The organism is Salibacterium sp. K-3 (genome assembly GCF_054052005.1).
Genome location: NZ_JBSVZE010000001.1, coordinates 1327695 through 1350631 on the forward strand (window position 1 = coordinate 1327695; position 22937 = coordinate 1350631).

General features: G+C 47.9%; 26 protein-coding genes and 1 riboswitch. Of the genes, 18 read left to right on the forward strand and 8 right to left on the reverse strand.

What is annotated here, in order from left to right; genetic code table 11:
* Position 1: 1 nt before the first annotated feature.
* The 5 genes from ACW9JV_RS06575 to ACW9JV_RS06595 are packed head-to-tail and all read left to right on the forward strand — an operon-like array spanning position 2 to position 4274.
* Entirely contained in the window at positions 2-697 is a 696-nt protein-coding gene (locus tag ACW9JV_RS06575) for a CoA transferase subunit A (protein ID WP_457332551.1), read from the forward strand.
* Positions 687-1337, forward strand: coding sequence for a 3-oxoacid CoA-transferase subunit B (locus ACW9JV_RS06580; protein ID WP_457332553.1), 651 nt, complete (start codon positions 687-689; stop codon positions 1335-1337). The genes ACW9JV_RS06575 and ACW9JV_RS06580 overlap by 11 nt, the downstream gene beginning before the upstream one ends.
* Positions 1338-2543: an acetyl-CoA C-acyltransferase gene (locus tag ACW9JV_RS06585; RefSeq protein WP_457332554.1), complete on the forward strand. Its 1206-nt coding sequence runs from the start codon at positions 1338-1340 to the stop codon at positions 2541-2543. It begins immediately after the preceding gene.
* 29 nt (positions 2544-2572) lie between these two features.
* Positions 2573-3193: a flavin reductase family protein gene (locus ACW9JV_RS06590; RefSeq protein WP_457332556.1), complete on the forward strand. Its 621-nt coding sequence runs from the start codon at positions 2573-2575 to the stop codon at positions 3191-3193.
* A 16-nt stretch (positions 3194-3209) separates the two neighbouring features.
* Positions 3210-4274: a maleylacetate reductase gene (locus ACW9JV_RS06595; RefSeq protein WP_457332558.1), complete on the forward strand. Its 1065-nt coding sequence runs from the start codon at positions 3210-3212 to the stop codon at positions 4272-4274.
* A 93-nt stretch (positions 4275-4367) separates the two neighbouring features.
* On the opposite strand, the gene ACW9JV_RS06600 is transcribed toward ACW9JV_RS06595, so the two are convergent.
* The 4 genes from ACW9JV_RS06600 to ACW9JV_RS06615 form a co-directional block, all read right to left on the reverse strand.
* Complete coding sequence (locus ACW9JV_RS06600) at positions 4368-4655, reverse strand: hypothetical protein (protein ID WP_457332560.1); 288 nt, start codon at positions 4653-4655, stop codon at positions 4368-4370.
* Entirely contained in the window at positions 4652-5101 is a 450-nt protein-coding gene (locus tag ACW9JV_RS06605) for a DUF948 domain-containing protein (RefSeq protein WP_457332562.1), read from the reverse strand. Before ACW9JV_RS06605 ends, ACW9JV_RS06600 begins: the two co-directional genes overlap by 4 nt.
* 56 nt (positions 5102-5157) lie before the next feature.
* Positions 5158-5496 (reverse strand): DUF5665 domain-containing protein, encoded by a 339-nt coding sequence (locus tag ACW9JV_RS06610; RefSeq protein ID WP_457332564.1) that lies wholly within the window; start codon positions 5494-5496, stop codon positions 5158-5160.
* A gap of 162 nt (positions 5497-5658) precedes the next feature.
* On the reverse strand, positions 5659-5955 hold the full coding sequence (locus tag ACW9JV_RS06615; RefSeq protein ID WP_457332566.1) for a 4a-hydroxytetrahydrobiopterin dehydratase: 297 nt from the start codon (positions 5953-5955) through the stop codon (positions 5659-5661).
* A gap of 143 nt (positions 5956-6098) precedes the next feature.
* Between ACW9JV_RS06615 and ACW9JV_RS06620 the strand changes: the two genes are divergently transcribed.
* From ACW9JV_RS06620 to ACW9JV_RS06670, 11 genes are all read left to right on the forward strand, one after another.
* Positions 6099-6947 carry a dimethylarginine dimethylaminohydrolase family protein gene (locus ACW9JV_RS06620; RefSeq protein WP_457332568.1) on the forward strand — a complete coding sequence of 283 codons (849 nt, stop codon included), beginning with the start codon at positions 6099-6101 and terminating at the stop codon, positions 6945-6947.
* Between the two features lie 141 nt (positions 6948-7088).
* Positions 7089-7173, forward strand: a riboswitch (cyclic di-GMP riboswitch).
* A 165-nt stretch (positions 7174-7338) separates the two neighbouring features.
* Positions 7339-7773 carry a hypothetical protein gene (locus tag ACW9JV_RS06625; protein ID WP_457332570.1) on the forward strand — a complete coding sequence of 145 codons (435 nt, stop codon included), beginning with the start codon at positions 7339-7341 and terminating at the stop codon, positions 7771-7773.
* Positions 7774-8091: 318 nt separating this feature from the next.
* The gene (accC, locus tag ACW9JV_RS06630; RefSeq protein WP_457332572.1) at positions 8092-9453 is read left to right on the forward strand and encodes an acetyl-CoA carboxylase biotin carboxylase subunit; all 1362 of its coding nucleotides are present in this window, start codon (positions 8092-8094) and stop codon (positions 9451-9453) included.
* A gap of 16 nt (positions 9454-9469) precedes the next feature.
* Complete coding sequence (locus ACW9JV_RS06635) at positions 9470-10102, forward strand: TetR/AcrR family transcriptional regulator (RefSeq protein ID WP_457332574.1); 633 nt, start codon at positions 9470-9472, stop codon at positions 10100-10102.
* A 35-nt stretch (positions 10103-10137) separates the two neighbouring features.
* Positions 10138-10626 (forward strand): acetyl-CoA carboxylase biotin carboxyl carrier protein, encoded by a 489-nt coding sequence (accB, locus tag ACW9JV_RS06640; protein ID WP_457332576.1) that lies wholly within the window; start codon positions 10138-10140, stop codon positions 10624-10626.
* A gap of 272 nt (positions 10627-10898) precedes the next feature.
* A complete protein-coding gene (locus ACW9JV_RS06645) occupies positions 10899-11489 on the forward strand; it encodes an NAD(P)H-dependent oxidoreductase (protein WP_457332578.1) in 591 nt (196 codons plus the stop codon).
* 94 nt (positions 11490-11583) lie between these two features.
* A complete protein-coding gene (locus tag ACW9JV_RS06650; protein WP_457332579.1) occupies positions 11584-12153 on the forward strand; it encodes a hypothetical protein in 570 nt (189 codons plus the stop codon).
* Between the two features lie 217 nt (positions 12154-12370).
* Positions 12371-13429: an ABC transporter substrate-binding protein gene (locus ACW9JV_RS06655; RefSeq protein WP_457332581.1), complete on the forward strand. Its 1059-nt coding sequence runs from the start codon at positions 12371-12373 to the stop codon at positions 13427-13429.
* Positions 13430-13577: 148 nt separating this feature from the next.
* On the forward strand, positions 13578-14579 hold the full coding sequence (locus ACW9JV_RS06660; RefSeq protein WP_457332583.1) for an ABC transporter permease: 1002 nt from the start codon (positions 13578-13580) through the stop codon (positions 14577-14579).
* On the forward strand, positions 14566-15360 hold the full coding sequence (locus tag ACW9JV_RS06665; protein WP_457332585.1) for an ABC transporter ATP-binding protein: 795 nt from the start codon (positions 14566-14568) through the stop codon (positions 15358-15360). The genes ACW9JV_RS06660 and ACW9JV_RS06665 overlap by 14 nt, the downstream gene beginning before the upstream one ends.
* Positions 15361-15376: 16 nt before the next feature.
* Positions 15377-16276: a fumarylacetoacetate hydrolase family protein gene (locus ACW9JV_RS06670; protein ID WP_457332587.1), complete on the forward strand. Its 900-nt coding sequence runs from the start codon at positions 15377-15379 to the stop codon at positions 16274-16276.
* Here the strand turns inward: ACW9JV_RS06670 and ACW9JV_RS06675 are convergent, their stop codons facing one another.
* Positions 16277-17002, reverse strand: coding sequence for a hypothetical protein (locus tag ACW9JV_RS06675; protein ID WP_457332589.1), 726 nt, complete (start codon positions 17000-17002; stop codon positions 16277-16279).
* A 131-nt stretch (positions 17003-17133) separates the two neighbouring features.
* Complete coding sequence (locus tag ACW9JV_RS06680; protein WP_457332591.1) at positions 17134-18321, reverse strand: KamA family radical SAM protein; 1188 nt, start codon at positions 18319-18321, stop codon at positions 17134-17136.
* A 268-nt stretch (positions 18322-18589) separates the two neighbouring features.
* Here ACW9JV_RS06680 and ACW9JV_RS06685 point away from each other — a divergent pair, with 268 nt between their 5' ends.
* The gene (locus tag ACW9JV_RS06685) at positions 18590-19444 is read left to right on the forward strand and encodes a MurR/RpiR family transcriptional regulator (RefSeq protein WP_457332593.1); all 855 of its coding nucleotides are present in this window, start codon (positions 18590-18592) and stop codon (positions 19442-19444) included.
* Between the two features lie 88 nt (positions 19445-19532).
* On the opposite strand, the gene ACW9JV_RS06690 is transcribed toward ACW9JV_RS06685, so the two are convergent.
* Both ACW9JV_RS06690 and ACW9JV_RS06695 read right to left on the reverse strand, forming a co-directional pair.
* Positions 19533-20633, reverse strand: a complete 1101-nt coding sequence (locus tag ACW9JV_RS06690) for an ABC transporter ATP-binding protein (protein ID WP_457332595.1) — start codon at positions 20631-20633, stop codon at positions 19533-19535.
* Between the two features lie 135 nt (positions 20634-20768).
* Entirely contained in the window at positions 20769-21665 is an 897-nt protein-coding gene (locus tag ACW9JV_RS06695; RefSeq protein WP_457332597.1) for a PucR family transcriptional regulator, read from the reverse strand.
* A 152-nt stretch (positions 21666-21817) separates the two neighbouring features.
* Here ACW9JV_RS06695 and ACW9JV_RS06700 point away from each other — a divergent pair, with 152 nt between their 5' ends.
* The gene (locus tag ACW9JV_RS06700) at positions 21818-22912 is read left to right on the forward strand and encodes an AI-2E family transporter (RefSeq protein WP_457332599.1); all 1095 of its coding nucleotides are present in this window, start codon (positions 21818-21820) and stop codon (positions 22910-22912) included.
* The last annotated feature ends 25 nt before the right edge of the window (positions 22913-22937 follow it).

Consider the following 22937-nt stretch of genomic DNA (forward strand, 5'->3'; position numbering starts at 1 on the left):
GATGGAACAACCAAAGCATATCGATGTCCATCAAGCTGTCGCGGCGGTTCAAAACGGCGATACGGTGATGGTGGGTGGATTCGGGCTGGTGGGAAGCCCGCTAACCCTGATTGAGGCTCTGACCAGACGGGAAGTGACGGACTTGACCGTCATCAGCAATAATGTCGGCGAAGAAGGGAAAGGTCTGGGGCTTTTGCTGCAGCAGGGCAAGTTGAAAAAAGCGGTCGGCTCCTATTTTACGAGCAACCGGGATGTCGCGCGGTGGTATAACGACGGAAAACTGGACCTTGATCTTCTTCCGCAGGGGACGTTTGCTGAAGCGATACGGGCCGGAGGTGCCGGTATCGGCGGATTCTATACGAAAACCGCGGTCGGGACGAAGCTTGCCGAAGGTAAAGAAACGAAGGTGATCGACGGCGAGACGTACCTGCTGGAAAAGCCCCTGAAAGCCGATGTCGCTTTCATCCGGGCGGAGAAAGCGGATACGAAAGGAAACCTGGTCTACTACAAAACGGCCCGCAACTTTAACCCGATGATGGCCTCCGCCGCTTCTTACGTGGTGGCGGAAGTCGATGAGGTGGTCGAAGAAGGAGCGCTCGATCCGGAAGCGGTGGCCACCCCGCATCTGTTTGTGGATGCGCTCGTGAGAAGCCGTTATGTCTTAACGAAGGAAGGAGTGGTGGATCGTGACAGATAAAGAACGTATTGCCGAGCGAGCCGCTCAGGAGCTGGAACCGTTCTCGATCATTAATCTGGGGATCGGCATTCCGACGATGGTGGCCGACTACCTGGATAAAGAACGTTATCACCTTCACACCGAGAATGGTCTGCTTGGCGTAACATCAGTGGCCGAAGAAGACGTGGATCCGTTGCTTGTCAATGCCGGGAAGCTCCCCGTCGGAGAAGCGGTCGGTGCGGCGTATTTTCACAGCGCGGACTCGTTTGCGATGATCCGGGGCGGCCACGTGGATACCGCCATTCTCGGCGCCCTTCAGGTGGACAGCGCAGGCCAGGTTGCCAACTGGGCCGTTCCCGGCAAGGATATTATCGGGGTCGGCGGGGCGATGGATCTTCTTGCCGGCGCCCGGACCATTATGATCACGACGAACCATACCGCCAAAGACGGCTCTCCGAAACTGGTGGAGGCCTGCACGTACCCGGTCACTTCCACACGCCGGGCGGACATCCTTATCACCGACCGGGCGGTGTTCCGCTGGATCGGGGAGGGGTATGTGCTGACCGAACTGCAGGGCGGTGCCACCCTGCAGGAGATCGAAGAAACAACCACTGCGTCGTACCGCATTGATGACGCCCTGCAGGAAGAGGGGGGAGCCTAGATGAAGGATGTCGTGATCGTGGATGCGCTCCGTACACCGATTGGAAGATACAAGGGCGCGCTGAAAGATATCCGTCCGGACGACCTCGGCGCCGTCGTTATCCGGGCCCTGCTGGAACGCAATCCGGCCCTTCCCCCGGAAGCGGTCGGGGATGTGATCTTCGGCAACGCCAACGGCGCTGGCGAGGAGAACCGGAATGTCGCCCGCATGTCCCTGCTTCTCGCCGGTCTTCCGCAGACGGTGACGGGGACGACGATCAACCGCCTGTGCGGGTCCAGCCTCGATGCGGTGAGCATGGCCGCCCGCGCGATTATGACGGGGGAAGAAGATATCATCATTGCCGGTGGCACCGAAAGCATGACGCGCGCCCCGTATGTCATGAAAAAGCCGGAAAAGGAGTTCCCGAGAGGGAACATGGAACTGTATGACACGACGATCGGATGGCGTTTTCCGAACCCGTCCCTGGAAGAAGCGTACGGGACGGCTTCCATGCCGGAGACCGGCGAGAATGTAGCCCGGAAGTATGATGTCTCCCGAAACGACCAGGACGCGTTCGCGTTTGAAAGCCAGCAGCGCGCCAGACAGGCGGTGGAATCAGGAAGAATGGAGGATGAAGTCATTCCCGTTACAGGGACGGACAAAAAGGGTAAAGAAACGATAGTCAGCCGGGATGAACATCCGCGCCCGGATACGACGATGGCCAAACTGAGCAGCCTGCCGCCGCTGTTTCCGGACGGGACCATTACCGCCGGCAATGCCTCCGGGGTGAATGACGGAGCTGCCGCTCTCCTTCTGATGAGCCGGGAGCGTGCCGAATCCCTGGGCTTACAGCCGCTCGCCTCCTTTCAGGCATCGGCGACGGCCGGGGTGGAACCAGCGGTGATGGGCGTCGCCCCGATTGATGCGACCCGAAAGGTGCTGGCCAAAACGAAGCTGCGTCCTCAGGATCTCGATCTCGTGGAGCTGAATGAAGCGTTTGCCTCGCAGGCGCTGGCCTGTATCCGGGAATTGGGCCTGGATCATAAACGCGTCAACGTGAACGGAGGGGCAATCGCCTTCGGCCACCCGCTCGGTGCAAGCGGCGCCAAGATCCTCACCGGGTTGATTCATGAGATGACAAAGACCGGAGCAGAGCGCGGTCTGGCGACGATGTGTATCGGTGTTGGGCAGGGAATTTCAGTTGTTGTAAAAAGGGAACGGTATTAATAGACCGGCCTGACGACAGGAGGAATACGATGTCGGATAAAAATGTCAGACTTATCGACCCCGGGAAGCTGGAGACAAGGGAAATGTATAAACTGCTTATCGGTGCTGTCGTCCCAAGACCCATCGCATGGATATCCACTCAGGATAAACATGGTACACGAAACCTTGCCCCGTTCAGTTTTTTCACGGTGGCAAGCCCTTCCCCGCCGACCCTTGCAGTATCGATCGCCACACCACCGGCTCCTAAAGAAAGAAAAGATACGCTGGCTAATATCCGCAATATCGGGGAATATGTAGTAAATGTTGTACCGGAATCACTTGGTAAAAATATGCAGATATCGTCAGAGCCGTTTGCCGAAGGAGAAGATGAATTTCAGAAAGCCTCGTTGACTCCGTATCCCTCCAATCTGATTCTGCCGCCAAGGGTGGAAGAATCCCCTATTTCATTTGAGCTTCAGCTGGATCAGATTCTTGAGATTGGAACAAATGCACTCGTTCTCGGAACGGTGGTACAGGTTCACGTGGAAGAATCGGTCTATCTCGATTCATATAAAACCGATATTGAAAAATGGAAGCCGCTCGCAAGACTGGCGGGAGACTATGCGTCCATATCGAGCCCATATCCTATTTTCAGTAATGAATCCGAGTAAAAGGGGGAGAGTATGCATGGAATCATTCCTCTATGAAGCACAGCCGGAGCGTGTTGTGTTCGGAAGCGGAAAAATAAAGGAAGCAGCAGAAGAAATATGTGAATGGGGCGTATCCCGCGTACTGATTGTCTGTACCAAAGGACGGTTCGAAGCGGCTGAAGTCATTCAGGAACAGCTTGGGGGCAAAAGCGCAGGAATTCATGCTTCAGCAGAGCAGCATGTTCCGGAACAAAATGTTTCTGAAATACTGCGGGTCATACAGCAGAGTGGGGCGGATGCGATAATTGCGATAGGAGGAGGATCTGCTGTAGGACTGGCAAAAGCAGCGGCATTGGATACGCACCTGCCGATCCTGGCTGTGCCGACGACGTATTCCGGATCGGAAATGACATCTGTATGGGGGATCACGTATAGAGAGGGTAAAAGAACCGGCAGAAACCCGGTGGTCAAGCCGAAAACGGTAATTTATGATCCGGAACTGACCTTGACGATGCCCTCGTATTTATCATTGACAAGCGGCATAAATTCGATGGCACACTGCTTTGAAGCGTTATACGCATCAAAGCGTAACCCTGTAACTTCGATTATGGCGGAAGAGGGGATCCGTGCATTATTTCACAGTTTGCAAAAGATCACTGCAGTGCCCGGGGACAGAGAGGCACGCTCTAATGCTTTATACGGCAGCTGGCTCGCCGGAGAAGCTTTAAATATGGCGGATATGGGCCTCCATCATAAGCTGTGTCATGCACTCGGCGGTAATGCAGGGCTTCCGCACGCGGATACACACACCGTCATTCTGCCGTATGTTATCGCTTATAATGCTGCAGGTATTCCTGAAACGATGGCACGGGCAGCCACAGCATTGGGGCTGAAGCAGGGAGAAGTCCCGGAGCAGCTGTTCCGGCTTATTGAAAGTGGAAACGGCCCGGGATCCCTGGCGGAACTCGGGATGAAAGAGAAACATATAGAAGCGGCAGCAGAAGAGGTCATACAGCAGTCGTTTATGAACCCGTGTCCGGTGACGAAGAAGGACTTGACCAGGTTGTTGAAACAGGCCTGGGAGGGAAAACGTGAGTTGTAGCAGAAGGAACCCCCCCTCCTTTCTGAATTCTCCACCTCTATACATGAATGCTCCCGGCTTCAGGCGGAGTCGGGAGCATTCATATAAAAATGATTACGGGGATTTTTTTAAATCAGAAGCAGCCGACTGCTGTGCCCCCGTTTTCAGAGAAGCTCGTTCGTCTGCCAGCTGCTCGTGCCGGATCCTGCCGAATTCGTGCATTTTCTGCTTTCTGCCGCGGTAAGCAGCCAACAGTTTCGCCGGTGCATTGAAAGTTTGTCTGCTCATTCCGGCGATACGCCGTCGGGTATTTCCGCCATCCTGAGGAGCTGTTAGAAGGAGAGCAGTAAAAGCGGAAACGAAGCCGGCAGCTGCACCTTTCCATCCAGCCCGTTTATTCATGACGTTTCATCACTTTCTTTTAAATTTTTGAGTGCCTTCCGTTTCTGAAATAGATAATAAGCTAAAGCCGCACCGCCATACAGCCCTCCTAAATCCCTGTTATCTGCCTGTTCTTTAGCCTCATCCGTATTTTTTTTCATAGAGGCTGTCACATCAACGAGAGAAGAGGACAACTTTCTCGAGGCTTCGCCGGCATCACCGAGAATATAAAACAGCGGGTTCAGCGTACGCATTTTTTCGTTTAAATCAAGGAGGGTCTCATTGCTGTTATGAATAACCACTCCTGTTTCTTTCATCACGTCATCCAGCTGATCCGGAAGTTTTTCCACGGTTTTACTGACGCCCCCGAGGACGTTTGTAAGATTGTGCAGTGCACGGATTAGAAAAATGACGAGAACAGCAAATGCAATGGCAATAATAAGTATACTGATTCCTACTAGATCCAATATTATCCCTCCTGTGAATGCTTTTCCTATTTTATCATGAATCTGTCCCGGTATGTTTATGATTCCCGTTGATTTTCGACAACATCCAGCAGATTTCCGATGTATTCGCCGATAACCGGCATCGTTTCAAATTGGGCGAGAATGAAAAATAAAATGGCAATAAAGAGTGCCGTGCCGACGGTTAAACCCACCCCGCGGGCCACTCCTGCTATCACATTCGTTTTAATGACTTCGGAGGTTTTTGTATAATGATAGGCAAGATCCTTCATTCTGGAATTCGTTGTGATTTTCTCCAGTTTGTCGACCAGCTGCTCCAGTTTTTTCATTTCCTCTTTATCAGGCGGTTCTCTCCGCTTTTCGAGCCGTATGTTTTTCCTCTCCTGCTTTTCAGGCATACCCATCCCCTTCATTCTTTCGACGAGATTTTCTTTTTTTCTCTACCCTTTCCCGGCCTTCGGTAAACGCGGCATAAGCAAAGCGTAAGCGCAGAAGCTGGATCTCAGGTAAACATTCCCAACTACTAAAAAACTCCGGAAGAAGCTCCGGAGAAAAACCAATTACGTTGTTATTTCTGCAAAAATCCGGTTGTAAGCCTCGGCGGAATCCATATCTTTTTCTGTAATTCCGCCTTGATCATGGGTGGAAAGCCTGACGGTAATGGTGGTATAGTCAATCGTTACATGGGGATGATGCTGTACATCTTCGGCGTAAGCTGCCATTTTGTCGACAAAAGATATACCTGTCAGAAATTCCTTGAAAGAAAAAGTACGTTCAATGGTTTTTGCATCGGAACGCTCCCAGCCGTCCAATTCATTCAGTCTGCGTTCAATGGTTTCATTATCCAACGTACTCATATGGACCACCCTCCTTTAATTAGTCACAACATATCTATACCCCTTAAGGCCGACCCTTAAACCTGTAGGTGCGATGCACAGGAAACGTGCGTAAGGAACGCACAAATAGGGTATCCTTTTTATAGAAGAAAGGAGTATAGGATATGCGGACACGTGATGGATACGCCGAAAATGAATACGGGCGTCTGGAAGAAGTCCTGATGTGCAGACCGGAAAAGATGCGGATCGTAAAACCGATCAATGACACGCAGAAGCGGTATCATAACGAGAATATTGATCAACAGAAAGCGGAGGCGCAGCACCGGGAATTGAGAGAAGTGCTGCAAAACCATAATATTCATGTGCATCTGCTCCCGCCGGAAGAGGAAATGCCGGAACAGGTTTTTACGAGAGATCTTGGATTTACATCGGATAAGGGTATTTTCATCGGTAAAATGAATGAAGACGTAAGGGAACCGGAAACGACAAGTGTGAAAAAATGGATGGACGAAAACGGCTGGCGTTATCAGGAAATAAAAGCGGGAGCCCTGGAAGGCGGAGACATTATTATGGACGGTTCTCTTCTATTTGCGGCGGAGAGCGGCCGTACGACGATATCGGCCGTGGAAGAACTGAAAACGTTATTTCCCGATAAAAAAATCGTTCATCTTCCGTTGGAAGAGCAGCATCTGCACCTGGACTGTGTATTTAATATTATTTCTCCGGGTACGGCCATTATCTATGAACCTGCCTTCTCAAAACGGGCTCTGCGGGAAATAAAGATGCATTACCGGACCATTGTTGCAGGGGAGGAAGAGCAGTTTCAGCTTGCAGTGAATGTGTTGGGGATCGGCAGTAATAAGGTCATCGCTCTCCCGGAAAATAAAAGGCTGAATCAAGTGTTGAAAAATTGGGGATTTCGCATTATCGAAGTTGATTTCTCGGAGATTATTAAATCCGGCGGAGCCTTCCGTTGCGTTACATTTCCTTTAAAACGGCAATTTTCGGAATGACGAAAGGCAGGCGGGAAATGTCGTATGGTGCAGCCTGGTGTTATTTCCCCGCAGCAATTCACGGAATGTAACACCATGTTATGTCTAAGATTGTCAAATAATAAGGGAAAAGATATAATTAAAATAAGTCTAAGTACTCATTATCGAGAAAGGCAAATCCGTTGAAAAACGGAGACGCAAAGCCACGGGCCTAAAGCATTTATGCCAGGGCAGCCGGGCTGCCATTCATCCTCTTCATGTTTATTTTACATCAATGGCAGCTCCAGTGTGTGGCAGCCTTTCTTTCTTCAGACCTTACATTAAGGGAGAAAGAGGGTGTTTTGTTATACCTGCATTCCTTTCAAATCATATCCAGTCTCATCCCTGTACAAAATCGTCCCTGCGACCTCCGGTGAAGTTAAGTGCTGCCACACTGCAGAGGCTTCATTCCCTGGATCCGCTGCTGCGGGAACCGGTATTTATTACTGATGATGTCAGCCGGGTTACAGATATTCTATTCCGGACCCTTGAAACATCCCGGATGTGCAGCAATGTGAAACGGGATGCTGTCGTTCTGTCGGCGCAGGAATTGATGACTAATGCACTGAAGTATGCGGGAAATGGACTGTTATCCATGTATTATAACCATAAACGGCTTTTTCTTCTAATGGAGGATCAAGGCCCCGGACTCGAACCTTCGATTCTCATGGAAGCAGTGTATTTCCCTGGAAGGGCAGGGCCGCATACGATAGGCGGAGGACTTCACCGCATATATGTGGCTTCAGATAAAACAGTTTATTACAGTGATGACAATCTCACAGCTGTTGCCGCTGTTTTTTCGACATGATAAAGGCATTCCGTTCCATTCTGTCAAGGGTGCCTGAAGACAGGAGGTGACCGTTTGTAACCGGCGAACAACAAATAGTCGCCGCCTTCCGCTTCTGCCTTGGTTACATTTTCTTTCTCACAGGAAAAGGGCTGTACTTTCTGATACAGCCCCGATCTTTTCTCTCTAAAAAAAAACACTTGTAATAAGGCTTGATGATACGTAAAATATAAGTGGAAAACTTGTGCTTACGTTACAAAAGCAGTTTTCTATTGGTTACATACAGACTGACTAGTCGGTCTTTTCAGAGTCTGGAAGCAATGGAGAGTAGGTGCTCAAATGTTTAAAAGAGTATTGATTGCAAATCGTGGAGAGATAGCGGTAAGAGTAATACGCGCCTGCAGGGAACTTGATATTGAAACCGTCGCTGTTCACTCAGATGCCGATCGGGAAGCCCTGCATGTACTGATGGCTGATGAAGCATATTGTATCGGTCCAAGGTCTTCCGCGGAAAGTTATTTAAACAAAACAAACCTGATCGCAACAGCTTTAAAAACAGGAGCGGATGCCGTGCATCCAGGATACGGCTTTTTATCCGAAAATGCGGAGTTCGCCGAGATTTGTGCCGATCATAATCTGACATTTATCGGACCCTCGGCTGAAGCCATTAGTAAAATGGGGGCAAAAGCCGTTGCCCGGGAAACAATGAAAGACGCCGGTGTTCCGATTGTACCCGGTACGGACGGCATTATTGAGAACGAAGAGGAAGCACTGGATACAGCAGAGGATATCGGTTACCCGGTTATTGTGAAGGCAACTGCCGGCGGCGGCGGGAAAGGGATGAGAATTGCCCGCGACCCGGAAGACCTGCGCCATGCTATTCAGATGGCACAGCAGGAAGCCGCTACAGCATTCGGAGATTCTGGAGTTTACATGGAAAAATTCGTGGAAGAACCGCGGCATGTCGAAATTCAGATTATGGCGGATAAACACGGCAATGTCGTTCATTTCGGAGAACGGGACTGCACCATTCAACGCCGCCATCAAAAACTGGTGGAAGAAGCACCTTCCCCTGCGCTGGATGAAGACACACGGCAGGTAATGGGTCAGGCTGCCGTCAATGCCGCCAAAGCGGTCGATTACTGCGGAGCAGGTACCATCGAATTTTTACTGGATAAACACAAACAGTTTTATTTTATGGAAATGAACACCCGGATTCAGGTAGAACACCCGGTAACCGAAGAAGTGACCGGTATCGATCTCGTCAAAGAACAGATACTGGCTGCTTCAGGACGTTCGCTCAGCTGTACACAGGAAGATATCAAGATAGAAGGATGGGCGCTGGAATGCAGAATTAACGCTGAAAATCCGGGCCGGAATTTTATGCCGTCCCCCGGGAAGATTGATACGTATCTGCCTCCGGGAGGTTTTGGAGTAAGAATAGACAGTGCCGTATATCCAGGCTACACGATTACTCCTCATTATGATTCCATGGTGGCCAAGCTGATTGTGAAAGGATCCACGAGAGATGAAGCGATTAACAGAATGAAACGGGCTTTATCAGAATTTGTGGTGGAGGGTGTGTTTACAACGATACCTTTCCATACCGCTTTAATGGACCATGAGGTATTCCGCAAAGGGGAGTTTACAACAGCTTTTCTGGAAGAGTTTCAGGTTTTGGAATCATCCTCCGACGGATAGAAAGCAGGTGGTATTCGTGCCGGTGAAAACGACAAAACAGCGGATAACCGAAGCGGCTCTTCAATTATTTGAAGAATTTGGATTTCATGCGGTGACCGTCGATAAGATCGTTCAGGAAAGCGGCACTTCCAAAGGCGGTTTTTATCATAATTTCAAATCAAAAGATGAGCTGCTTTATACGATTCATGAATCGTTTATCACGTATATTATTGAAAAAGCCTATCAGGCTCATGCAAGCTGGGATACGCCGGCAGAAAAACTATACGAAACGGTCCATTCGTTTGTACGCATGTTTGAAGTGTACCAGGCCCATGTAACGGTTTTTTATCAGGAAAGTCTGTATTTATCGCCGGATTATTTTGACAGTATAAAAAGGAAGCGTGACCGTTATAAAGATATGATGTTTTCCGTCGTCGAGGATGGGAAAAAACATGGAGATTTCCGCCAGGAACTTCCCGTACCGATCACATCCATGGCAATCTTTGGAATGATAAACTGGACATATAAATGGTATAAAGCGGATGGAGAGTATTCGGTCCGGGAAATAGCCGATATTTATGCCGACTTAATCATGCAGGCTGTATTGACCGAAAATGCCAGAAATAAGCCGGAATACCAGCGGTTTTTTCTGGAACATAAAGTGGTGTAGCATGCGAATTAAACCGAGGACAAGGAGTGTATCGAATGTTTACGATGGACGAAATTAAGGAATTGATCCGGGCGGTGGATGAATCGTCTGTGGGAGAACTGAAAATCCAGGGAGAAACGCAGGAAAAAATTACGATTAAGAAAGAAGGCAGTACGGGTGCAGCAGCCCAGGCGGTTCCTCAGGTACAACCGGTACAACAGGCCCCTGCTCCCACTCCTGCCCCTGCTCCCGCGGCAGAGTCTGCGGAAGAAAGCAGCGGAACGACCCGGAAAGATGACCATCTGAAGGAAATTGTCTCTCCTATGGTCGGCACGTTTTACAGGGCTCCTTCTCCGGAAGCAGATGTATATGTGAAAGAAGGGGACCGGGTGAACGAAGAGAGCGTGGTGTGCATCGTAGAGGCGATGAAATTGATGAATGAACTGGAAGCAGAAACATCCGGAGAAATTGTTGAAATTCTGGTTGATAACGGAGAGTTGATTGAATATGGGCAGCCGCTGTTTTTAGTAAAACCGGATGAATAAAGCAGTATCCCTTTTCGCAGAAAAAGAGACGGAAAAATGATTCCCGTCTCTTTTTCTTTATGACTCTCAGCCTATGGAGGAGCCGGCAACCATTACTGCAACACCGGCGAAGCCAAGAAATATCGAAATGTTTGACGCCACATGTCCATTGTTAACCCGGAGGATCAATAAATAGCGGTCGGCAGGAAAAAACTGGGCAGAGGCAAATAGGTCCATAATCAGTATATCTACATTGGAGTGAAAAGATCGCCGGGACGAAGGAGGCAGGGCAGGTGGAACGAATATTAATCTGGTTTATGCATCCGGACAGAGAAAGCTTTAATGGAGCTGTGCTGGACACCTTACAGCAGGAACTTGAAAGCTTTGGAACAAAAACTCATGTACGCCATATACCGGAACTGGATATTTCTCCTCATCTGACGAAGGCTGAATATAATGAAACTCTTCAGGGAAAATATCCTGCCGTGATCAAGCGGGAACATGCCTGGATGGAATGGGCGGATGGGATTGTTCTTGTTTTTCCACTATGGTGGGGGAATTTTCCTGCGGAAGGCAAAGGTTTTATCGACCGTGTCCTATCTTATGGTTTTGCCTATACTCTCCAGGGGGAGAGCCCCATACCAAAAATGGAAGGGAAAAAAATCGGAGCAGTATACACAACAGGCGCTCCCGAGGATGAATTTGCCGAATCCCGTAAACGTCTGGAAACGTTATGGGAAGAGCAGATTTTTTCATTCTGCGGCTTCGAATCCTTATCTTTTCTTCACCTGGGCAATGTGGTTCAGACAGGTGATACCGGCAGGAAAGAAAGGCTTGAAAAAGTAAAAGAGTATGCAGAAAAGCTGGCTGTCACGGAACCTTAAAACATCCGCTTTGAGAGTGTAGGACCGGAAGTGGTATGATGAAGGCTGCTGTGCATTGAATGCTTTTATTGAACTGAAAAAGGATGAGATATAGATGATTTGGATGTTGGAACCCTGGCTGTTCTATTTGCTGCTGTCGATACTTCTTCTTGGAATCACATTTCCGGCGGGCATGGCAATTCATGGATGGCTCCGGAAAAAAGAGAAAAGAGCGGCGGGTCTGGAAAGAATATCTGCGATTATCCTTGCAGCTGCAATGGCAGCCGTTTATTTATACGCAGCCGAGCTTTTTACGGACAGGGCTGCACTGGGCGAACGCGTTGTCACGGACGAAGGTGTAATGGAAGCTGAACATGAACAGAATGTCGTTATACCGTTCGGGATGTATGCCGTTGTCGAACGCCTCTATGACTTTGGCTATACAAAAGAGGAAGAATGGCAGGAAGGCACGATCCGCTACACGTTCACCATTACTGACGGTGGAGCGTTTCTTTCAGAATATGAAGAATACATTGAAGGAAATGGAGCTTTTGTCAACAGAGGGCGTATCGCCTTTGATCAACTGTATGAAAAAGAATGGAAACCGGAACTGCAACGCACTTCAGATCAGGCAGTTCCTGATTTTCCAGGAGTGGAAGTAGAACAAAATCAGGTGACTTCCTGACATATACAACAGTCCCGGATCTGTCCGCCTCGGACAGATCCTATATGAAACGGGAGCCCCTTTTTTTTAATATGGAAAGTATCAATGAAATCAATGGTAAAACGCTTACGTATGTACTTTACTGTAAAAAAATTTTATATTTACAAGAGATTTTTAATCTTATAAGATTAGTGTAACTGTATAAAAAGTCTACATATGTAAAAGGGGAGGACGAAACATGACGTTTCATCATTGGGGAAGAGTGGTTTTGACAGGAATTCTGTCAGCTGCAGTACTGACAGCCTGTGGCCAGGACGAAGAAAACACCGGAAGCGGCGGCGGAGAGTCTGCATCTGAAGACTCACAGAGTTCAGAAGAGACGGAACCGGCAGAGGAAGAGACGGTCCAGGTAGGGGCTACACAGATTGTGGAGCATCCTTCTTTGGACGCGGCCTATGAAGGGTTCAAACAGGGGCTGGAAGATAACGGCTATACGGAAGGGGAAAACATAGAATACGATCTGCAGAATGCGCAGGACGATATGAACAATGCCCAGACGATTGCCAATAATTTCGTTGCCGACGGAGTGGATCTTATTTTTGCCAATTCCACCCCGAGCGCCCAATCAGCGAAGCAGGCCAGTTCGGAAACACCTATTATCTTCACTTCCGTAACGGATGCCGTGGAAGCTGGTCTCATGGAAGATCCGGAGTCTCCCGGCGAATTGATCACAGGCGTCATGGATCTTCATCCGGAAGCCATTGATATGACAGTGGACTTCATTGCAGAAAATTTTCCAGGTTCGAGCGTCGGTTTGGTGTATAATTCCGGCGAACAGAATTCAGTGACCCAGGTGGAAGAAGTACAGGCCGCTATGGAAGATACAGATCTGGAAGCCGTAACCCGAAGCGTTTCTTCCTCTGCTGAAGTACAGCAGGCAGCGGATTCTCTGGTAGGTGAAGCTGATGTCATGTACATTGTCACAGATAACACCGTTGTATCTGCTCTTGAATCAGTAGTAGGAGTCGCCAATGACCAGGACATTCCGTTGGTGGTAAGTGAACCGGATTCTCTGGCACGCGGCGGCTTTGTCACGTACGGCATTAACTATGAAGAGATCGGACACCGCGCCGGGGAAATGGCAGCCCAGGTGCTGGACGGGGAAAAGAGTCCTGATGAAATCCCTGCAGAACATCCTCAGGACATGCAGCTTATGATTAACAGGGAAGCAGCGGAGGAACAGGGAGTAGAAATCAAGGAAGAATGGGAAGAAACAGCAGAATTCATTAATGAATAAACCCGGTCCGGCCTGTCTTCACAAGGAAACGGGCCGGATCTTTTTGACGAATCAGGATGGAAGAAAGATTGGAAAAATCCGGGTCCCGCGGTTCCTGGCGGGGGCCGGGTTTTTCTGCTGAACACAGGAAAGGAGGTTGTATCCAGGTATGAATGTTGCCTTATTTGGAGCTGTAGAACTGGGACTTATTTACGCATTGATGGCGCTTGGCGTTTATATATCGTTTCGGGTACTGGACTTCCCTGATTTGACAGTGGATGGAAGTTTTGTGACGGGGGCTGCGATTGCAGCCATGCTTATTGTGAGCGGAGCATCGCCACTTACAGCCACAGCGGCTGGAGCTGTTGGAGGATTTGCAGCAGGATGTATTACCGGGATTCTTCATACGAAAGGTAAAATCAATCCTCTATTATCGGGGATATTAATGATGATTGCTTTATATTCCATTAATTTACGTATTATGGGAGGGCAGTCTAATGTACCGCTGCTGAACGAACAAACAGTGTTCACGTCGATTACCGGACTGTGGACAAATCTTGGCATCAGCGAACCTGTCAATCAGATGTTATCGGGAATCGGCATTACCGATCCATCGATTATGTTTTCCGCCCTGATACTGACATTCATCATCAAGGCGGTAACCGATTATTTCCTGAAAACAGAAGTTGGCATGGCGCTTCGTGCGACCGGGGACAACAAGCGGATGATCCGGAGCCTTTCCGCCAATACGGATGGGCTGATTATTATTGGAATCGGTCTGTCCAATGCCCTTGTGGCTCTATCCGGTGCCCTTGTCGCTCAACACGGCGGATTTGCCGATGCCGGAATGGGAATCGGTATGATTATTATAGGTCTGGCTTCTGTGATTATCGGGGAAGCCCTTTTTGGAACGAAGTCCATTGCCCGTACAACTCTTGCAGTTATAGCTGGTGCTGTTATTTACCGGATGGTAGTATCGGCGGCGCTTCGGATTGACTTTTTGGAGACAGGTGATATGAAGTTGATAACAGCGGTCATTGTTATTGGAGCTCTTATCACACCGAAAGTTCTCGAAGCCCGCCGTGAAAAGAAAAGACGGCTTCGTAAGAAAGCAGAGCTCGCCGGAAAGGCACCGGCACAGGAAGGGGGAAAACAAAATGCTTCGACTTGAACAGGTTTCCTTAACGTTTAATGAAGGAACTATGGACGAAAAAAAAGCTCTTCAGGACGTAAATATTGAACTGTCACGCGGAGAGTTCTTAACCGTCATCGGCAGTAATGGTGCGGGAAAATCAACGTTAATGAATGTAATATCCGGATCGGTACTTCCTGATACCGGCAATATATTCATCGACGGGCGCGCTGTCACCCCCCTTCAGGAATATAAACGTTCGAAAATGATAGGCAGGGTGTTTCAGGATCCGATGGCCGGCACTGCCCCTTCCATGACAATCGAAGAAAACCTTGCCATGGCTTGGTCCCGTGACAAAAAACGCACCTTAAAACCGGGTGTAAATAAACAAAGAAAAGAACGGTTCCGGGAACATCTGGAAACATTAAATTTAGGTCTGGAAGACCGGCTCAGCGCGAAAGTCGGGCTTCTTTCCGGAGGGGAGCGGCAGGCACTCTCCCTGTTAATGGCTACGTTTACGGAGCCGAATATACTGATGCTGGATGAGCATACCGCCGCACTGGACCCTTCCCGGGCGGAAGTTATCACTACGATCACCAAAGACGTAGTCGAAAAATTTCAACTGACAACGTTAATGGTCACACACAATATGCAGCAGGCTCTCGATCTTGGCACGCGGTTGATCATGATGGATAAAGGACAGATTATTCTGGACGTTTCCGGTGAGGAAAAACAGAATTTGACGATTGAAAAGCTGTTAAATGAATTTCAACGGATTCGCGGAGAAAAAATGGCAAATGATAAAGCGGTCCTGGGATAAGAAGGGAGATGAATGTTTGAGAGCTGCAACCATTATTGTAAAGGGAAAAGAGATGCCTGCCGCCGTAACAGAGGATGGTTACGTTGTTGATATCAAAAAGGCTGCCAGGCAGAGCCGGGCAGACTATCGTGTGCCGGATTCCATGATCGAGGCGGCAGCCGATGGACAAACGTTCTGGGAGGAAAGCAGAAAATTGATGGAATGGGTGCAGGAAAATAACCGTTCGGAATGTATGTACTTCATGGAAGAAGTGTTTTTCACCGCCCCGATCCCGGTGCCGGAAAAAAATATTATGTGCGCCGGGAAAAATTATAAGGATCATGCGGTAGAAATGGGAAGTGCTGCTGATATTCCTGAGGATCCAATTATCTTTACAAAAGCGCCTTCCACCGTGATCGGCCCGGAAGAAGCTATCAAGCTTCATGATGATGTAACAAGTGAAGTGGATTATGAAGGGGAATTTGCCGTGATCATCGGCAGAAAAGGAAGTCGGATATCAAAAGAAGAAGCGGGTCGTTTCATTTTTGGTTATACCCTGATAAACGATGTGACCGCAAGAGATCTCCAGGCCAGACACAAACAGTTTTTTCTCGGCAAAAGTCTGGATACATTCTGTCCGATGGGGCCTTTCGTTCTGGATGCACGAAAAGCAGAAGGAAAAGATTTAAGAATCGAAACGTATGTAAACGGAGAAAGGCGTCAGCAGGGGACTATGTCCCAGATGATATTTTCACCTTCCGATTTGATTGAAATTATTTCCCGGGCAATGACACTTTATCCAGGGGATATTATAGCGACGGGAACACCTTCCGGCGTGGGGAAAAGTTTTCGACCACCGAGACTGCTGGGAGCCGGTGATGAAGTGATTGTGAAGGCTGACGAGCTGGGGGAACTGCGAAACAACGTTCAACAGTAATTAGTCTACTGGAAGTACAAAAGGAAATTCCCATGCAGCTTCTTCCGGGCGATTCCGTTCTACCGTTAACGTGAAACGTTCCGACGGTTCATAACTGAATTCGATGGAACCTTCATACGTTCCGTCTTCATTGACAGCGGTATTAGTGAATACCGGATAGACGTTTTCACCGTTTACATTCAGAGTCCAACTCAGCCTGCCGTTTGATACATGGTCCACCGCACTAATTTGAAAGACGCGGCCGTTTCTGTCCAGATCAGTAATGGTCAGCTCTTCTCTTGTGAGGGGGAAAGAGCCGGCAGACACGTCATGGAATGTTATTTCTTCCGTGTTGTTATCAATCACCATGCGGACCGGGACCGAAAGATGGCCGGTGCTTTCCTGAAGGGAACCGGAAAAAGTCTGTTCTGCTGCCATGATATGACTCTGCCCGGATTTCTGCTGATAGTTAGTATTTCCGGAAACAGGGTAGCTGTTTCCCTGTTCATCCGAGATTTCTTCGGGAAAATGCAGCTCTATATCCGACGTATCGATCTCTCTTGTCTCATCTTCGGCAATGATGGAGAAGGATAAAGTGAAACCGGAATCTGCCTGATGAGTCATGCCTTCATAATGAAGGGCATAAAGTTCATTGGAGTGTTCTGTCGTTTCTTCGATGGACGAGGTGCTGCTGCATCCCTGAAAAAGAAGCAGGGCGAAAATCATGAAAAACAGTAGTCGGTGCATGGTGGAACATCCTTTAACCTCAACGTGATAGGGTCATTTTAACATACCACCAACGATTCTGGCACAGACGTGAAAGAAGGGAAGGCAATCGTTATTTCGATGCTCCCCTTTTTTCATACAGACTGAGGGTATTATCTGGAGACCGTTTGGGCCTGTTTTTTTCGTTTCTGCGGCATATCCGGCATCTCATTGACAGATACGACATCCTCGACTTTTTTCTCCGGCTGTTTCCAGTACTGCTCATTGCCGGGAAGGTCGTCAAACCAGGATGCATCATCCGGACAGTCCAGCACCATGAATTTTCCGTAGTTTCCGTCTCTGGACTGGTGATATTTCAGGTAGGCCTTCCCGTCTTCAACAGCCAGTATTTCAATTTTGCCGGAAGTGTGGCTCATCGACAGCCGGATTCTTTTGCCAAGTCCGCTCGTTCTTGCTTTTGCTTCTTCCACTGCGTCATAAGCTTCTTTCAGGGTGAGAACAAAATCATTATTTCCGGCAACCGGCCGGTTTATAAAGAAGTAGTACGGTGTGACACCGGCCCAGGACAATTTATCGAGAAGCTCGGTAAGATCATCCGGATGATCGTTAATTCCCTTCAGGACAGGGGTTTGATTTACAACAACTGCACCGGCGTCATGCAGCGCCTGAAACCCTTTTTTTGCTTCTTCGGTAATCTCACGGGGATGATTAACATGAGCCATGATGTAAATACGGTGATCCGGCGTAGAGTATTCACGAATCAACTGCAGCAGCTCTTCGTCTTCATAAAAACGCATAGGATTAAAAACGGGGAGTTTCGACCCGATACGGATAATTTTTACGTGGGGAATGCTGCGCAGTTCTTCTATAATATATCTCAGTTTTTTGGTGGCCAGAATCAGAGGATCTCCACCCGTGAGCAGCACGTTATTGATCTCCGGATGCTGACGGATGTATTCCAGTCCGGGATTCACATCAATCATTGCTTCTTTCACATCATTACGGAACAGGCGCTTGCGGAAACAATAGCGGCAGTAGGCACCACACACTTCTGAACAGATAAGAAGAGCTGTTGTTTCGTATTTATGCTGACACCCCGGAACAACGTAATTGGTGTCCTCATCGGATGCATCCCAGCGACCGTATTCTTCCAGCTCTCCTTCATTTGGTATGACGAGGTTCTTAATGGGATCATCGGGATCATCCCAGTTGATCAGGCTGAGGTAGTATTCATTGACACGAAACACAAATTTTTCGGTTATTTTTTTCAACCGCTGTTTTTCTTCCTCCGGTATCTCGTCGATCTGATCGATTTTTGTAATGTACTTCGGCTGTGCCATGGCTTGTATCATCACCTTTCTCTCGAGAATGTCGTGCCTGAAAATGGCTGTAAGACCAGTAAAAGTATAACAACATTTATTCAAAATAGTCAAAAAAGAATGAAAAATTTAATTCAAAAGGTATTATGAAAGAAATATTTCTTCGTTACACGGTTTCTTCTTTTAGGCATATTGAAAGTGGTTGACGCCGGAAACCTGGTACCGCTTCCAATTTTTCTGTATTATTATGTATACAGGTTAAAATATCAGCGAAGGGAGGGCTGTATGAATGCTGGACAATGATGTGTATAAGCGTATGACAGACCTTCAGGATCAAATGAGTAAATCACAGAAAAAAATAGCGGAATACCTGATTCAACATACGGAAACCGCCCCTTTTTTAACGGCTTCCAGATTGGCGGAAAATACGGGAGTGGCGGAAGCAACCGTAGTTCGGTTTGCTGTATTTCTGGATTATAAAGGATATCCTGATATGCAGCGTCATCTTCAGGAGGCCCTTCGGCGGAAATGGACCTCCGCAGAAGTTTTTGCAAGCACTACGGATGAAACGGATACACCGGAACACGCGGTTTCGGAAATATTGTCGGATGATATCCGGAATCTCCAGGAAACATTGCAGCAGGTGGATACAAACACATTTGAACAAGCGGTTAATACTATTATTAAAGCGGACCGCATTTACATAATAGCTTACCGCAGTGCCGCTTCGATCGGCTCTTTTCTGGAGTTTTATCTGGATCTGGTGCTTCAGAATACGGAAATGCTGAGAGAAGCGGACGGCGTGTCAGAACATCTGCTTGATTTAACGCCTGATGATCTGGTGATTGGATTTGGCTTTTCGAGGTATACAAAACGGACGGTGGAAGTATTGAAATACGCAGGTCAGAGAGGGGCAGAGACGCTCGTCTTAACTGATCATCTATTGTCCCCGCTTGTTCCGTACGGCGATCTGAACCTTTTTGCCGCAACAGAAATTAATTCTTTCATTGATTCTTTTGCAGCTCCGCTCAGCATAAGCAGTGCGTTAATAACGGCTGTGACAAGATCCGAACATGAAAAGGTGGAAGCAAGATTAAAAGAACTGGAAGGTTTATGGGAAACCTTTGATGTTTTTTACGATTAAGAAATAAAGGAATGGAGTGAAAAGAAAGAAGCCTTCCGACGGTTCTGGAAGGCTTCTGGAATATATTGTGAGAGGGGGAGACATACTATTAACGGATGCGGGCTTCTGAATCCGGATCAAAGAAATGTACTTTGTTCATGTCAAAAGCCATGTCAACGGTAGTGTCCGCTTCAATTTCCGAACGGGAGTCGACCCGTGCAATCAGCTGCTGGCCGCCGACGGTACTGTACAGGATGATTTCAGCGCCGTTCATTTCCGCCACTTCAATCGGAAGCGACACTTTGGATTCCGGCGAAGATTCCAAAAACAGTGGTTCGTCATGAATATCTTCCGGGCGCATTCCCATCAGAAGCGGCTTGTTTTCAAATCCCTGTTCCCGTAGAATTTTCATTTTGCCTTCCGGAACACCGATCGAGATATCATTTCCGATATTAAAGTAATTACCTTCCAACGTTCCTTCCAGAAAGTTCATGGCCGGGGAACCGATGAAACCTCCGACAAACAGATTTTCCGGACTTTCGTAAACTTCTTTTGGACTTCCGACCTGCTGGATCACGCCGTCCTTTAAAATGACGATCCGTGTAGCCATGGTCATCGCTTCCGTTTGGTCGTGGGTAACGTATATCGTAGTAGAGTTCAAGCGCTTATGAAGTTTGATGATTTCCGCGCGCATCTGGACACGAAGCTTGGCGTCCAGATTGGAAAGCGGTTCATCCATAAGAAAAACCTTTGGATCCCGTACAATGGCACGTCCGAGAGCCACACGCTGACGCTGCCCGCCGGAGAGGGCTTTTGGTTTCCGGTCAAGGTATTCTTCGAGTCCCAGGATGGCTGCTGCGTTGTCCACCCGTTCCTTTATGTCTTCTTTCTTGAATTTTCGGAGTTTCAGTCCAAAAGCCATGTTATCATACACATTCATGTGGGGGTACAGCGCGTAGTTCTGGAATACCATGGCAATATCCCGGTCTTTTGGCGGAACCTCATTCATCCGCTTGTCATCGATCAGCAGATCCCCCTCCGTAATATCTTCCAGGCCGGCGATCATACGAAGGGTAGTTGACTTTCCACACCCGGAAGGTCCAACAAAAACGATAAATTCTTTGTCTTCCACCTTCAGGTTGAAGTCATCAACTGCTGCTTCTCCGCCGTCATACACTTTTTTGATCTGGTTCATGGTAATGTCCGCCATTTTTTCCGCTCCTTTTGATCTGTTTTGTAATGTTGTTTCATAGTATAGCTTGAAAGACAGCGATTTCATATAGAAAACTTGACCAAAATGAAAGCGGTATCTTTTGTGCATATTGCTGAATGTCCAATTGGTAAGCTACATTTCCATCTTTCGGATCAGAACATAAAGAGCAGCCGCATTGGCAAACTGCTTCACGTCGATGCCGGTTCTCTCAAAGATTTTGTCCAGTCTGTACTGCAGAGTGTTGCGGTGCATATGGAGTTCTTTGGCGGTAAGACTGCTGTTTAAGCTGCAGCGGAAGAAATGATACAGCGTGTCGATCAGTTCTGATTCCTTCTCCAACCCGGCAAATGCATAATGATAAACTGCTTTCTGCTGCTTTTCATCGAGCAGCGGAAGGACGAACGGAAGCATTTCGTAACCCTGGAATGTCCGTTCTTTTGGAAACACTGCACGGGACAGCTGGAACAGCTTTCTTTCCTGCTGAAAGATTTCCAGCACGTTTTCTTCCTTGTGGATTCGTCTGCCTGAATAAATGAATACATCCAGAAGCAGGTCGGTTGTGAGTATCCCGGCAAGCTCTCCGGAATCAAAAAAAGAGGCATCGCCGGTAAGGTAATCCGGCACAAGGACAATAAAAAATTCTCTATGCATGAAAACCGTCCGAACCTGTTCATTAAAGTAAAAATGAAGGGCTTCTGCCAAATCGGACTGATTTTCATATAATTTCCGTCCTTCAAGATAGAACAGGCGGAAAGAAGAATGTTCTGCAAAAAAAGCCGGGCGCTGTCCTTCACCTGAAAAATAGGCAGACCAGGCGGCATTGCCGCTCTGAAAAGTGTCTTCTTCGTTTTGCAGATCAAACGAAAGCGAAAGGAGCTGCTGATCACGTCCACTTAATTCGCTGGTTTTAATGGCAATGGCGTCGGAAAGGTGGTGGGAGTGAAAGATCGTATAGGCTGTCCGTTCAGATAAAAGCAGGTCTTTTTCATACACCGCGGATGGAAAAAGGTGTTTTAAGGTATTCAGCATGGCGAATGGCGGTCCTTTCTTTTAGAATCGTTACTTTCCATGCTACTAAGAATCACTGATTTTATCCACAGAAAAACGGGAAGAAGCAGTGTGTTGAAGTAAATATATGGTACAATGAACGTAGAATATATTTGAAATGAAGTGGTGATGGCATGCCGGAGGGTAAGTATTTTCGACTCGGCTACGGGTTGATTATTATTTTATTAATTATATATCTGGGTACACTGGTGGATTTTATCTTTCAGCCGTTGGTTGTTCTGTTTTCCACTTTGTTTGCCCCGATCGTGATTGCCGGGGTTTTGTTTTACCTGCTCCGCCCGGTGGTGAACGTTCTGTCATGGAAGCTGCCGAAAAGCCCCGCTATTCTTATTTTGTACCTTCTTGTTATCGGTCTCCTTGTACTTCTTGTCTTTCTGGTGGGGCCGTCCCTGCAGAATCAGTTCAACAACCTGGTGAAAAACGCACCGGCGCTTGTTAACGAAACACAACGAATGATTGTAAACCTGCAGAATCAGGAATGGTTTAACAATTTTGTCGCCGAAATGGATTTTTCATGGAGGGAACTGACCTCCCGGGCGGCGGAATATGCTAATCAAATGGTATCTGAAATCGGCAGCAATATCGCAAATGTGGTGGGAATGATAACAAACATTATTATTGTCATCCTGATTCTTCCTTTTATTCTGTATTACATGCTGAAGGAAGGCAAAAAAGCACCTGATTTTATTCTGCGCCTTCTTCCGGCCAGACAGGAAAAAGAAGGACGCCGGATTTTAAGTGATATGGATGACGCTTTAAGTTCCTACATACAGGGCCAGATGATTGTCAGTTTCTTCGTTGGTATTTGTGTGTTTATCGGATATGTCATTATCGGGCTCGATTATCCGCTTGTCCTTGCTGTCGCTGCGATGTTTTTTAATGTGATACCGTTTCTCGGACCATGGATCGGGACTCTTCCCGGAGTGGTTGTAGGTCTTTTGGAATCTCCATTTATGGCTCTCTTGGTTATCATCGTGGTCGTTATCGTGCAGCAGATTGAAAGCAATTTTATTTCGCCGCAGGTGATGGGCCGCAAACTTGATATTCATCCTCTGACTATTATTTTGCTGCTTCTTGTAGCTTCCAATTTTGCCGGCATAGTCGGTCTGCTGCTGGCGGTCCCGGCATATGCAGTGGCCAAAGTAGTTGTCAGCCACACGTACAGGTTGTTAAAGTTAAGAAACAGACCTCCGGAAGATACAACCTGACCTATCATTTAAAAGAGGAAGGGAT